The sequence below is a fragment of the Agreia sp. Leaf244 genome, assembly GCF_001422695.1.
GTDB lineage: Bacteria > Actinomycetota > Actinomycetes > Actinomycetales > Microbacteriaceae > Agreia.
Map to the genome: position 1 here is coordinate 279,320 of NZ_LMLX01000003.1, position 13,663 is coordinate 292,982.

Here is a 13,663-nt window from a genome sequence, read left to right on the forward strand (position 1 = left end):
CGACACGCAATGGGCTTCTGGCAGAACCTCCGCGACTCCGTGACGGGGCGAACTGCTGAGCGCGAATACGAGTTCGAACTGCCTCCGGCCCCTACGAGCGCCGACATCCTGTCGTCGATCGCCGACGTGCAGGCCGACACGGCGGGCAAGGTTCCGCCTATCGTGACGGCGCGCATCAATCGCATCGCCAACACCGTCGCCGTGATGGTTCCGCGACTCGACCAGCTCGGCGGCGGCAGCGCCCAGGCCCACACGGTGGTGTCCACCGCCACGAGCTACCTGCCCGAGGCGGTCGGCGGATACCTCCGGTTGCCCCGCGATTTCGCCGACCGGCGTGCCGTGTACAAAGGCAAGACCTCGCTGATGCTGCTCTGCGACCAGCTCGACCTGCTGGGCGCCACGCTCGACAAGATCTCGGATGCCGTCTCCCGCGCCGACGCCGCGGCTCTCGTCGCGCACGGCCAATTCCTTGCCGAGAAGTTCCAGACGTCGACCTCCCTGACCCTTCCGTCCGAACCCCTGAGCTGAGCGAAGACACCATGACATCTGCGGACTCGACCGAACTGCGCCAGGCCCTCGATGCCCTCGTCGCTGCGGCCAGCAACGCCGGCCTCGATGCCGCCGCGGCACGAGACGAAGGCGTGCGTATCTCCGCGGCCGTCGCCGAGTCGGCGATCGGCGCCTCGCTGCAGTGGGTCGACGCGACCGGCGCGGCAAGCGCCGACGACTTCTTCGAGGCCGCCTCGAGCGCGCGGCGATGGCGTGCCTCCCCCACCGATCTCCTGAGCAGCCTCGCCAGCGAGTCGCCGCAGCACGCGGGCGACTACGCCAAGGCGCTCACCGCGGTGATCGCCGCGGCCAGCGAACTCGGCGAACCGTCGATCGGTGTGCTCGGAGCTGCCTCCGCCACGGCGGCGGCGCAGCTGGCCGGCGCCCGCCAGGCTCCTTCCCTTCCGCCGATCTCGCGCACGGAGTCGACGCTGTTCCCCTCGACGACGCTGACCTCTGCCTCCGCGTACACGGCAGAGCAGTTCACTACGGAGCAGCCCGACTTCGCCCGTCCCGGAGACGCGACCATGGCTGAGCTCGCCCGTCGAGCAGGGCTCACTCCTGCGGAGACGGACCACAAATCCCCCACGGCCACGCAGCCGGCACCGGCTTCGACCCCACCCGCGGCCGCCGAGCGGGAGAAGCCCAAGAAGACGGTCGAAGAGCTGCTCGCCGAGCTCGACGGCTTAATCGGTCTCGACCGAGTCAAGCGCGAGATCCACAGGCAGACCCAACTGCTGCGCATCGATCAGCTGCGCACGGCGGCCGGTCTGACGACCCCCACCCTCACACGGCACCTCGTATTCCTGGGCAACCCCGGCACGGGCAAGACCACCGTCGCCCGTCTTGTCGCCGGCATCTACGCGGCCCTCGGCATCCTGTCGAAGGGCCACCTCGTCGAGGTCGACCGCTCCGAACTGGTGGGCGGCTACCTCGGCCAGACGGCCACGAAGACGAGCGAGGTGATCGCCGGCGCGATCGGCGGGGTGCTCTTCATCGACGAGGCCTACGGCCTGGCGCTCGACCAGTACGGCGCCGAGGCGATCACCACCATCGTCAAGGATATGGAGGATCACCGCGACGACCTCGTGGTGATCGTGGCCGGCTACCCGGAGCCGATGAAGGGCTTCATGGAGACGAACCCCGGGCTCGCGAGCCGCTTCTCCACCTCGATCACCTTCCAGGACTACAGCGACGCCGAGCTGCGCGACATCTTCGTGCGCCTTGCCGAGGCATCCGATTTCGAGGCCACACCGGAGGCTCTCGAGAGGTTCGAGCAGATCGTCTCGATCGAGCCCCGCGACGAGGGTTTCGGCAACGGCCGCTACGCCCGCAATCTGCTCGACAAGGCCATCGCCCGTCATGCCTGGAGGCTGCGCGACGTCGCCGAGCCGACGCTCGACGACCTGCGGCTGCTGGTCGCCGAAGACCTCAACGACTCGAACGACGGCGGTACGCCGGATGCCGACGGCACGTTTGAGGTCGACCCGATTCTCGTCGATGTGCCGCAGACTGATCAGACAGACGATTCCCCCTCAGACGACCGCGCAGAACCGACCACGTCGAAGGACACCGAATGAGCACGACCGCAGCCGCGCCCCCGCCGCCGGTTCCCCAGGCCTTTCCGCAGGCGAACGCCACGGCCCAGCCCGCGAACGCCGTGCAGCCGCAGGCCGCGCCATCCGCCCCCGCTCCCGCGAAGAAGACCCGGTCCACACCGGCCACGCTCCGTCTGCTGCTCGCCCTCTCGGTGCTCGCCAGCCTCGCGTTCGGCGTGGCCGGGTTCCAGACCGGCTCGTCGCAGGCCCGGGCCACGGCCGACGCGAGCGCCGAGGCCGCGCAGCTGATCGGCATCCAGTCTGTTCGCAATGACCTGGTGAGAGCCGACGCGATCGCGGCCAACGCGTTCCTGGTCGGCGGCCTCGAACCCGCTGACCAGCGCGCCGAATACGACGCGGCCATCGATGACGCCACCCAGTCGCTCACCACCCTCGCTGCCGACGACAAGGCGGGCGACACCGACTTCGCGCAGATCAACTCCGAGGTCGCGATCTACACCGGGCTCATCGAGCAGGCCCGGGCCAACAACCGCCAGGGCTTCCCCGTCGGCGCCGCGTATCTCTCGCAGGCCTCGGCGCTGCTGAACGACAGCACGCTGCCTCAACTCGAAGCGCTGGTGCTGGCGAGCGCAGACAGGGCCGCCGGCAGCTTCACCGCGACGACCGTGTCTCTGGTGTGGCTCGTCATCGCCCTGGTGGCCCTGGTCGCGCTCGTCTGGGTTCACCTCTGGATCACCCGCCGTTCCCACCGCTACCTCAACTGGCCGTTGCTCATCGCTGCCGTCGCCATGCTCGCGGTCGGCATCATCGGCGTGGTCACGTTCTCGAATACCGCCGGTGCCGCGATCGAGGCCCGACAGAACTCCTACGCCAAGACCCTCGCCATCTCGCAGGCCTACACCTCGGCCACCGAGGCCAAGTCGCTCGAGAGCTTCACGCTCATCAAGCGCGGTTCGGGTCAGACGCTCGAGGCCCAGGTTCAGACCGCCGTCGCCGACGCGCAGGCTCGACTCGACTCGAGCGGCAAGAACTACCTCATCAGCGACGACCTCGGCAACGGCTTCGACTCGTGGGTCGAGAAGCACCAGGAGATTCGCGACAGAGACGACGAAGGCAACTGGGACGAGGCCGTCAAGCTGGCGATCGATCAGGAGCCCGGCAGCGCCAACGCTGCGTTCGACTCCTTCAGCGAGGCAGCCCAAGACGACATCGAGTCGAGCTCCGCGGCCACGCAGAACGCCCTCGACGGCGGTGGCGCACTCGCGTCGCTGCTCGGCTGGATCTTCCTCGCGACCGGCCTCGTCGCCGCCGTGCTCTCCTGGCGCGGCGTCTCCCTTCGACTCAAGGAGTACCGATGAGCGCCATCCGTTCACGCACGGCTCGCATCGGGCTCATCGCCGCACTCGTGGGCACGTTGGCGCTCACCGCCTGCTCTCCGCGCTCGGGCAGCGACGACCTGGGGCTCACCCCCACGCCGACGCCCACCGAGACGACGCCGAGCGCGCCGGCACCCGCCTCGACCTGCGAGAACGTGCCCGGCGAGGTTCAGCCCTCGTACTCGCCGATCTCGCCGGACTCGATTCCCTCGGGCAGCACGATGGAGACCATCAGGAACAACGGTGTCCTCCGCGTGGGTGTCTCAGCCGACACCCTGCTCATGGGTGCGCGCGACCCCCTCACCGGACAGATCGAGGGCTTCGACATCGACGTGCTGCACGAGATCTCGCGCGCCATCTTCGGCGACCCGAACAAACTGCAGTTCAAGGTCATCACCTCTGCCCAGCGCCTCGAGGTGCTCACTCCCGACGCCGCCGGCAACACGCAGGTCGACATCGTCGCCCGCACGATGACCATCAACTGCGCCCGCTGGGAGACCATCGCGTTCTCGACCGAGTACTACGGTGCAGGCCAGAAGGTGCTCGTCGCCAGCGACTCGGATGCCACGTCGATGGAAGCCCTCGAAACCAAGGGTGACCAGAAGGTCTGTGCACCGGCCAGCACCACGACCCTCACGCGCCTCGAAGACGAGTTCCCCGGCGTCGAGGCTGTGTCGGCCGCAACGCACACCGAGTGCCTCGTGCTGTTCCAGCAGGGCAAGGTGGATGCGATCACGGGCGACGACACGATTCTCGCCGGATTCGCGGACCAGGACCCGTACGCCAAGGTCGTCGGCGACGCGTTCAGCGACGAGCCCTACGGACTCGGCATGCCGAAAGACAAGGTCGACCTGGTGCAGTTCGTGAACGGCGTGCTCGACCGCATGCGCAGCGACGGCACCTGGACGAGCCTCTACGACAAGTGGCTCGGCGTGCTCGGCCCGGCACCGGCCCCGCCCGCTCCCGTCTACGGGCGCTGATCTACGCCTCGCAGCACCCGACACACCCGCACCACGAGCAGCCGAGAGGAGCAGCGATGACGATGACCACCAACGACAGCACACCGCTCGCTCCCGGGCGCCTCGGCGAGGCAATAGACCCCGGCGAACTGCTCACCTACCTCACCGGCCTCGGCGAGTGGGTCGACCGCCAGCGCAAAGAGCTCGATCGGCTCGGAGCCGCCGCGCTCGCCTCCGAGCAGCCCGATTCCTACACCTCCGACATCGTTCTCGCCGAGACGCTCTGGGAGGCCACGCGCAAACGCCGCGAAAGCCTCGAGAGCGTGTGGGACAGTGGCCGCGTCGACACGGTCGCGCGCCAGAAGATGTCCCAGCTCATCTGGGGCCGACTCGACTCCGGCGGCGGAGCAGAGCTCGTCTCCCTCGTCGAAGCCGTGCGCCTCGCCGACGCCCTCGTCTCGCAGCTCACGACGCGGCTCAGCCTCGACCCGCGCGCGGCGGGCACCACCGCACGCATCGTGGGCCTGCGCGCCGAACTCGAGCGGTCTCGCGACTTGGCGGCATCCGACCCCGAGGCCGCGCAGCGGGTCTCGACCCTGCGCAACCGACTCGAGGCGCTCGCCGAGAAGGCCGGCCGCGGCGCCGATGTGACAGGACCGCTCGGCCAGCTCGTGCACGACTCCGCGCGGCTGGAGCGCGACCTCATCGTCGCCAGTTCGCAGAAGCGCGACCTGGCCCGGGATGCGCGCAAGGCCGCAGACGACGCAGCTGCGGCAGAGCGGCGCGAGCCCGTGCTGCGCGCCCTGGCCGAGCGGTGCCGCCGCGAGATCGTCGATCCCCCGCGCCTCGCGATCCCCAACGTCTCGAAGCTCGGACCCGTGCCGCAGACGCGAGCGGCCCTCGACGCATGGACCTCTCGCCTCGCGCTCGTGAACCGCGCGTTCGAGGCCGTCGAAGACGCCTACGCCGGCCAGCTCCGCGAGCGCGCCGAGCTGCGCTACCGCCTGTCGGGCTATCACGCGAAGGCCGAGAGCTCCGGCCGTTCCGCCTCGCCCACGGTCGCCGCCGGATACATCGAGGCCAAGCAGGCCGTCGACGCCACGCCCTGCGACCTGAGGCTCGCCCGCTTCTACGTCGAGCAGTACCAATTTCTCACCCGTGACCTGCCGCCGGCATCCGCGCCGCGCACAGGCCAGGAAGGACGCTACACGTCATGACCGATGTACAGCATTGCCAACAGCCCGGCTGCACGGGCGTGATCGAAGACGGGTACTGCAACGTCTGCGGTTCGCCCGCATCGCCCACTCCCCTTCCGCCTGCCTCGGGCACCGGCACGGCCGCCGCGGCGTCGCCGTCGGCGAAGCTGGGCACCGGTTTCGCGGCGGGCCCGCAGACCGGGGCGGGGCCGGATGCCGACTTCGCGCAGGCCGGCTCGACCCGCACGGGCCGCACGTCGTCGTCGCGGCTGGCCACGGCCGCACTGGGCTCGGCGCGCACCGCGGCGACCGGATCGAAGGCCACGCGTCGCTTCGGCACCACGTCGACGCGCCTGCGCGGTCCGCGGCTGGGCGCCGGGCTCACCACCGTTCCCACGGAGCCGCCGACCGATCCGCTGAAGGCCGTCATGGCCGTGGCCGAGCTTCCCGAATCCAAGCGATTCTGCTCGAACTGCGGCAAGCCGGTGGGTCGCGGCCGCGACGACAAGCCCGGCCGCACCGAGGGCTTCTGCCCGAACTGCCGCACCCCGTTCTCGTTCACCCCTCAGCTCAAGCCCGGCGACGTCGTCGGCGGGCAGTACGAGGTCGTCGGCTGCCTCGCCTTCGGTGGACTCGGCTGGATCTACCTGGCCCGCGACCAGAACGTGTCCGGCCGCTGGGTCGTGCTGAAGGGTCTGCTCAACTCGGGCGATCCGGATGCCTATGCCGCGGCGATCACGGAGCGCCAGTTCCTCGCCGAGGTCGAGCACCCGCTTATCGTCGAGATCTACAACTTCGTGATGTTCAACGGCGCCGGCTACATCGTGATGGAGTACGTGGGCGGTCCGTCGCTCAAGGTGATCCTCAAAGACCGCATGAAGGCGAACAACGGGGTCGTCGACCCGCTGCCCGTCGACCAGGCCCTCGCCTACGTGCTCGAGATCCTGCCCGCCTTCCAGTACCTTCACGACATCAACCTGCTGTTCTGCGACTTCAAGCCCGACAACATGATCCAGGTCGGCGACACCGTGAAGCTGATCGACCTCGGCGGAGTGCGCCGTGTCGACGACCAGACCTCGGCGATCTTCGGCACCGTCGGGTTCCAGGCGCCCGAGGTTCCCGACCTGGGCCCCTCCGTCGCATCCGACGTCTACACGATCGGCCGCACCCTCGCCACGCTGGTGCTCGACTTCCGCGGCAACCAGAGCACCTTCGTATCGTCGCTGCCGGATGTCGCGGACACCCCCGTCTTCCAGAAGTACGACTCGTTCTACCGCCTGCTCGCCAAGGCGTGCGCGTTCGATCCGTCGGACCGCTTCGCCTCGGTCGACGAGCTGCGCGCCCAGTTGCTGGGCGTGCTGCGCGAGGTCGTGGCCACCGACCGCGGGCCGGGCCACCCCGCGCTGCACTCCGCGGCATCCGTTCTCTTCGAGGCGCCGGTCGCCGACATCGTGGATCGCCCCCTTCCCTGGGACGCGCTCCCCGGCCTCAAGGTCGACGAGTCGGACCCCGCGCGCAGCTGGCTCGCCGGCGTCAACATGGAGGACCCGGCCGCCCGCCTGATCGCGCTCGAGTCCGCGCCGAACGTCACCGTCGAGATCCGTCTCGCCCGGGCTCGGGCGGCGATCGAGTCGGGCAACTTCCCGGCCGTGGACGCGGTCATGAGCGAGATCCTCACGGAGGACCCGTGGGAGTGGCGCGCGGTGTGGCTCGCGGGCCTCGCCGAGTTGGCGAAGGGCGATGCGCGGTCGGCCCGCGCCTCGTTCAACACCGTCTACGGCCAGGTTCCCGGTGAGCTCGCGCCGAAGCTCGCCCTTGCCGCGGCCTGTGAGGCCAGCGGCGAGCCCGAGATCGCCGAGAGCCTCTACATCATCTGTGCACGCTCCGACGCGAACTACACCGCCGCCGCGGCATTCGGGCTCGCCCGAATCCGTGAGCAGTTCGGCGACCTCGACGGGGCGCTCAAGGCGCTCGACCTCGTCACGCCCACCCGCAGCTCATATGTCGACGCCCGCCGTCGCCGCGCAGAGCTGCTGGCCACGTCGAACCGCGGGCTGCCGTCGCTGGCCGCCGCGCTCGACAGTGTCGCCACGGTCTCGATCGATTCACGGTCGCGGGTCGAACTCACGGCGAGCGTCCTCGCATCCGCCCTGGCCGTCGTGCGCGATCAGGGGCCGTCCACCGATGCGCGAGTCGGAGGCATTCCGGCCCAGGAGGGTCCGCTGCGCGACGGTCTCGAACGGGCCTACCGCGAGCTCGCGAGCCTCACCGAGAACCCGGCGGAGCGCGTGCACCTCGTCGACGAGGCCAACAGCGTTCGCCGTTGGACCCTGTCGTGAGCGACGCCCCCGACGAGAACGACGAGATCGACGAGATCGCCGAGACGTCGCCGCCCATCGCTCCCACATCGCCTCAGCCGGAGTCCGCTCCGACGAGCTCGGACGAGGCTCCGGCCCCTGCCCCAGCAGAGCCCCCTGCCGAGGCTCCGGTCGCCGCGGCGCTCATCGTCTGCCCCGCCTGCGCCACCGTCAACGACCCCGACGCGAAGTTCTGCGAGGAGTGCGGCACCCAGCTCGGCGAACTGGTCGAGGTGAGCGCAGACCCCGACGCCGCCGAGGGCGCGCAGGCCGAACCCGACGAGGCCACGTCCTCCACCGCGGCTCCGCGGCGGGCGTGCGTCTACTGCGGCGGCAGCATCGCCGACGACGGATACTGCGAGCTGTGCGGCAAGCCGGCCCAGAGCGAGCGCGACCACTGGCAGGAGGCCCCCGCGGCCTGGGTCGGCGGGGTATGCGACCGCGGCATCCGACACGAGATCAACGAAGACGCGATGGCGCTGGCGGCAGACCCGCAGGTCGGCGAGTTCGCGGTGCTGGTCGTCTGCGACGGCGTCTCATCGACGCCCGGCTCCGACAAGGCGAGCCTCGCAGCAGCGCGAGCCGCCACAGCCATCCTCGAAGCGGGTCGTCTGACAGACCTGGCCGACGGCCACGACGACGAGTACGCGCAGGCTCGATGGTCGGGCCGCATGCTGGAGGCCGGCGAACGCGCGAGCGCCGCGATCTACGAGGCGATCGGCGAGCTGGCGGCACGAACCAATCCGCCATCGTGCACGTTCTCCGCCGCCGTCATCGATGGTCCCCTCGTCGTGGTCGGCCAGGTCGGCGACAGCCGGGTCTACTGGATCGCCGACGAGGGAAAGTCGCGACAGCTCACCACCGACGACTCCTGGTCTCAGGAGATGATGGCCCACGGCATGTCGCGCCAGCAGGCCGAGAGCGCCCCGCAGGCGCACTCGATCACCCGATGGCTCGGCGCCGACTCCCCCGACGAGGTGCCCCATGTGGTCCCCACGTATCCCACGGGTGCCGGCTGGATCCTCGTCTGCTCCGACGGACTGTGGAACTACTGCTCAGACGCCGACGACCTCTCCGAACTCGTGCATCGGGTCGTCGGGTCGGTCGGCACCAACCCCGTGCAGGTCGCGTCGGCACTCGTCGACTGGGCCAACGAGCAGGGCGGACAGGACAACATCACCGCCGCGCTCGCTCGATTCGATAGCGTTGTACCTACACCGGCCCAGCCGGCCTGATCTGTGACAGATAGAGGAGTCTCCCATGGCAGAGTTCACCGCCAGCGTTTTCCAGAATGAATTCCTCTCAGACGGGGCCACAGACGTTCACGCCATCGTGACCGTCACGGTCTCCGGCGCGGGCCAGGCGGGCCAGGGTCAGGGCATGGCGGCAGGCGAGATCATCATCGTCGACACCTCGGGCTCGATGACCGGCGAGAACCTGGGCGCGGCCAAGCACGCTGCCTCCGTGGCTGTCGACCAGATTCTCGACGGCACCTGGTTCGCCGTGATCTCGGGCACCGATACGGCAGCCCGCGCGTTCCCCTACCCGAACGCACGGCTCCCCATGGTTCAGATGGAGCCGGGCGCGCGCGCAGCAGCCAAGCAGGCGATCGCCGCCTTCCAGCCCTCGGGCGGAACGGCGATGGGAACCTGGCTGACGTTGGCCCGCGAACTCTTCCAGGCGACCCCGCAGGCCACGCAGCGCCACGCGATCCTTCTGACAGACGGCAAGAACGAGCACGAGTCGGCGCAGGCGCTCAGCCAGGCCATCTACAACGCCACCGGAGTCTTCCAGTGCGACGCCCGCGGCGTCGGTTCTCGCTGGCAGGTCGACGAGCTGCGCCAGATCGCCACGGCGCTGCTCGGCACCGTCGACCTCATCGCCAAGCCGGCCGACATGGCCGCGGACTTCGAGAGCATCATCAAGCAGTCGATGGGCCGCGGCGTGGCCTCGGCCGATCTGCGGGTGTGGGCACCCCAGGGCTCCGAGGTGCTGTTCGTGCGCCAAGTGGCACCCACCGTCGAAGACCTCACCACGCGCAAGACGATGGTGAATCCGCTCACGGGGTCGTACCCCACAGGCTCGTGGGGTGACGAGTCGCGCGACTACCACGTGGCCGTTCGGGTCGCCTCGAAGCCGGTCGGCTCGGAGCAGCTCGCCGCGCGGGTTCAACTCACCGTGCGCGACGAGGTCGTCGCATCCGGTCTCGTGAAGGCGCGCTGGTCGAACGACGACGCGCTGACGGCGCGCATCGATCCGGCCGTGGCGCACTACACGGGCCAGACCGAGCTCGCCTCCGCCATCCAAGACGGCCTCGCGGCCAAGGCCGCTGGCGACGCCGCGACCGCCACCGTCAAGCTCGGCCGCGCGGTGCAGCTCGCCGCAGAGACCGGCAACGACGAGGCCACCGCCAAGCTGCGCAAGGTCGTGGAGATCGACGACGCGAACGAGGGCACCGTGAGGCTGCGGCGCGACGTCGCGAAGCTCGACGAGATGGCCCTCGACACCGCCTCGACGAAGACGACGCGGGTGCGCAAATGACCCTCTGCCCCAACGGACACTCGTCGGAATCGACCGACTACTGCGACGTCTGCGGAACACCGATGGCCGCGGCTGCGCCCGCTCCGGCAGCGCCCGTGGCCGCCTCCGCATCGACTCCGTCGTCGGGCTCGGGCTCGGGTGAGCCGATCACGTGCCCGAACTGCTCGTTCCCGAACCTGCCCGACGCACTGTTTTGCGAGAACTGCGGATACGACTTCACCACGGGCTCCCTGCCCGAGCCCGATCCCGACGCGCCGGGATTCGCAGCCCCGCTCACGGCTCCGGCACCCGTGCCGAACGCACCGGCTGTCGTTCCCGTCATCGCCCCGGTGTCGAGTCTCGATATCGAGGAGAACGATCTAGGCAAGCACGAGGCGAGCAACGATCCCGGTTATGTCGAGGCTCCCGCCATCGAGGGCCAGCCCACGGTCGAGCCCGCCGGAGCGGCCTCTCCCGAGCCCGAGGCCGCAACCGGCCCCGTCTCCTCGCCTCCGGCTGCGTCGACCATCGAGGGCGACACCGTGTGGGTCGCCGAGGTCTGGATCGACCCCGAGTGGTACGCGGCGCAGAAGTCCGACGACCCGCTGCCGTCGGGCGGCCTCCCCGAGATCGTCGTGCTGAAGCAGAGCAGCCTCCTGGTGGGGCGCACCTCGGTCTCCCGCGACATCCACCCGCAGATCGACTGCGGCTCAGATAGCGGCGTATCCAGGCGGCACTGCCAGCTCAACACCGACGGGCAGCGCTGGTGGGTCGAAGACCTGCAGTCGTCGAACGGCACCTTCGTGGGAGCAGCCGGCGAAGAGCTGCCGACCGACGCCATCCAGCCCGGGCAGCGGCGCGAGGTGCACGACGGCGATCGCATCTTCGTCGGTGCCTGGACGCGTCTGGTGATCCGCAAGGCCCTGCCGGGCGAGGCGTAGGCGCCCCGTTCCCTGAGCTTGTCGAAGGGGCCTGTCGAGGGCCCTTCGACAAGCTCAGGGAACGAGCGCTCAGGGAACGACCGTTCAGGCCGCGGCTGGCAGCGCCAGGTCGATGAGCTCGTCGATGAGCTGCGGGTAGCTCAGGCCCGACGCGATCCAGCATGCCGGGAACATCGAAATCGGGGTGAAGCCGGGCATCGTGTTGAGCTCGTTGACGACGAAGCCGTTCTCGGTGAGGAAGAAGTCGACGCGGGCGAGTCCGGCCCCGCCGATGGCCTCGAACGCCGTTGCCGCGATGCTCTGCATCGTGGCGAGCTCCTCGTCGCTCATCGGAGCCGGGCACACGAGCTCGATGCCCGGAGCGTCGAGGTACTTCGCGTCGAAGTCGTAGAAGGCCCTGTCTGTCATCACGACCTCGCCCGCCACCGATACCCGAGTGGGACCGCCGTCGCGACCCTCGAGCACGCCGCACTCGACCTCGCGGCCCACGATGCCCTCTTCGATCAGAACCTTATTGTCTTCGGCGAGAGCGATCTCCATCGCCTCGGCGAGTTGCGACCAGTCCGTGACACGGCTGACGCCGACAGACGAGCCGGCTCGGGCGGGCTTGACGAAGGCCGGAAGCCCGAGGCTGGAGGCACGCTCCGCGACGGCCGACGGAGCATTCGCCCATTCACGAGCGGTCACCGTCGTCCACGGAGCGACATCGATGCCGGCCTGCAGCAGAACGGTCTTGGTGAAGTGCTTGTCCATGCCGAGGGCCGAGGCGAGAACGCCCGATCCCACGAACGGCAGCCCGAGCAGTTCGAGCATGCCCTGAACCGTGCCGTCTTCTCCGAAGCGTCCGTGCAGAATCGGGAACACGACATCCACCTCGCCGAGGCTGCGCGAGCTGCCGTCGGCGAGCTCGACGGTCAGCGTGCGGTCGCCTGCCTTGTCGGGCCAGCGGATGCGTGTGCCGTTGTCGCGCACACGGGGCATGGCCTCTGCGTCGATCGCGAACTTGGCGGGGTCGTCGTCTTCGAGAACGAACGATCCCTCGCCGGTGATGCCGATGGGAATGACCTCGAACCGGTCGCGGTCAATCGCGTGAAGAACCCCGCCCGCCGTCGCGCAGCTGATGGAGTGCTCGCTTGAACGACCCCCAAAAAGCAGAGCCACCACTGTTTTTCCGGCCATCGATAGTCCTTTCGCCCTGCGGCTCGTCCGAGTCCGTCGTCAGGTGGGGAGCTATGTCCCGGGGATTCAGCGTACCGGCCAGCACCTCGCTGACCTGTTTCACGATGGGCATGTCCACTCCTTTGGCAGCCGCAAGCTCGAGGATCGGCGCGACCGAGGCGAGGCCCTCGGCGGTCTGCTGCATGCTCTTCACTACGTCGGCGAAGCTGTATCCCTGGCCGAGAAGTCGGCCGGCCGTATTGTTGCGCGACAGCGAGGAGCTGCTGGTGGCGATGAGGTCGCCGAGCCCGGCCAGACCCGAGAGCGTGTCGGGGTGGGCTCCATACGCCACGGCGAAGTCGGTCATCTCGGCGAGGCCGCGGGTGATGATCGAGGCCTTCGTGTTCTCGCCGTAGCCCACGCCGTCGACGATGCCGATGGCCACCGCGATGAGGTTCTTGAGCACGCCGCCGAACTCGGTGCCGATGACGTCGGTGTTCACGAACGACCTGAAGTAGCGGTTGCTCGCCACCATCGCGACGCGCTGCGCGGTCTCGAGGCTCTGCGACGAGATCACGGCCGCCGTGGGCTGCTCCTTGGCGATCTCGAGCGCGAGGTTGGGTCCGGATGCGACGGCGATGCGATCGCGATCGATCTCCAGTCCCAGCTCGATCACCTCGCTCATGCGCAGGCCGGACTTCTTCTCCACGCCCTTCATGAGGCTGATCACGAGGGCGTCGCTCGGCAGGAGGGGCCGGATCGCGGCGAGGTTCTCGCGCAGGCTCTGGCTGGGGATCGAGACGAACACCATCTCGGCACCCGCGAGGGCATCGGCGAGGCTCGACGTGGCCGTGACCGCCAGCGGAAGGTTGATGCCGGGGAGGTAGTCGCTGTTGCGCTTGGCCTCGCTGATCTCGCGTGCGAGTTCGGGGCGCCGCGCCCACAGGGTCACGTCGCTGCCGCCGTCGGCGAGGATCTTGGCGAAGGTCGTGCCCCAGCTTCCTGCGCCGAGCACGGTCACGCGGCGACGGGGAGGGACGACCGCCAC

The 13,663-nt window shown here is 69.3% G+C and carries 11 protein-coding genes; 9 read left to right on the forward strand and 2 right to left on the reverse strand.

What is annotated here, in order from left to right:
* Positions 1–9 precede the first annotated feature (9 nt).
* From ASF06_RS11340 to ASF06_RS11380, 9 genes are read left to right on the forward strand one after another with little or no spacing between them, the layout of a single operon-like run.
* Positions 10–528 (forward strand): hypothetical protein, encoded by a 519-nt coding sequence (locus ASF06_RS11340; RefSeq protein WP_055931232.1) that lies wholly within the window; start codon positions 10–12, stop codon positions 526–528.
* A gap of 11 nt (positions 529–539) precedes the next feature.
* Entirely contained in the window at positions 540–2,129 is a 1,590-nt protein-coding gene (locus ASF06_RS11345; RefSeq protein ID WP_055946984.1) for an AAA family ATPase, read from the forward strand.
* Entirely contained in the window at positions 2,126–3,466 is a 1,341-nt protein-coding gene (locus ASF06_RS11350) for a hypothetical protein (RefSeq protein ID WP_055946986.1), read from the forward strand. The genes ASF06_RS11345 and ASF06_RS11350 overlap by 4 nt, the downstream gene beginning before the upstream one ends.
* Positions 3,463–4,464 carry a glutamate ABC transporter substrate-binding protein gene (locus ASF06_RS11355; protein ID WP_055946988.1) on the forward strand — a complete coding sequence of 334 codons (1,002 nt, stop codon included), beginning with the start codon at positions 3,463–3,465 and terminating at the stop codon, positions 4,462–4,464. The genes ASF06_RS11350 and ASF06_RS11355 overlap by 4 nt, the downstream gene beginning before the upstream one ends.
* 56 nt (positions 4,465–4,520) lie before the next feature.
* Complete coding sequence (locus ASF06_RS11360; RefSeq protein WP_055946990.1) at positions 4,521–5,660, forward strand: hypothetical protein; 1,140 nt, start codon at positions 4,521–4,523, stop codon at positions 5,658–5,660.
* The gene (locus tag ASF06_RS11365; RefSeq protein ID WP_055931219.1) at positions 5,657–7,978 is read left to right on the forward strand and encodes a serine/threonine-protein kinase; all 2,322 of its coding nucleotides are present in this window, start codon (positions 5,657–5,659) and stop codon (positions 7,976–7,978) included. Before ASF06_RS11360 ends, ASF06_RS11365 begins: the two co-directional genes overlap by 4 nt.
* Positions 7,975–9,231, forward strand: a complete 1,257-nt coding sequence (locus ASF06_RS11370) for a PP2C family serine/threonine-protein phosphatase (RefSeq protein ID WP_235500981.1) — start codon at positions 7,975–7,977, stop codon at positions 9,229–9,231. Before ASF06_RS11365 ends, ASF06_RS11370 begins: the two co-directional genes overlap by 4 nt.
* A 25-nt stretch (positions 9,232–9,256) precedes the next feature.
* Positions 9,257–10,537 carry a VWA domain-containing protein gene (locus ASF06_RS11375; protein ID WP_055946992.1) on the forward strand — a complete coding sequence of 427 codons (1,281 nt, stop codon included), beginning with the start codon at positions 9,257–9,259 and terminating at the stop codon, positions 10,535–10,537.
* The gene (locus tag ASF06_RS11380; RefSeq protein WP_055946994.1) at positions 10,534–11,457 is read left to right on the forward strand and encodes an FHA domain-containing protein; all 924 of its coding nucleotides are present in this window, start codon (positions 10,534–10,536) and stop codon (positions 11,455–11,457) included. Before ASF06_RS11375 ends, ASF06_RS11380 begins: the two co-directional genes overlap by 4 nt.
* An 84-nt stretch (positions 11,458–11,541) precedes the next feature.
* On the opposite strand, the gene ASF06_RS11385 is transcribed toward ASF06_RS11380, so the two are convergent.
* Both ASF06_RS11385 and ASF06_RS11390 read right to left on the reverse strand, forming a co-directional pair.
* Positions 11,542–12,636, reverse strand: coding sequence for a D-alanine--D-alanine ligase family protein (locus ASF06_RS11385; protein ID WP_055946997.1), 1,095 nt, complete (start codon positions 12,634–12,636; stop codon positions 11,542–11,544).
* A complete protein-coding gene (locus ASF06_RS11390) occupies positions 12,539–13,663 on the reverse strand; it encodes an NAD(P)H-dependent glycerol-3-phosphate dehydrogenase (protein WP_055946999.1) in 1,125 nt (374 codons plus the stop codon). The genes ASF06_RS11385 and ASF06_RS11390 overlap by 98 nt, the downstream gene beginning before the upstream one ends.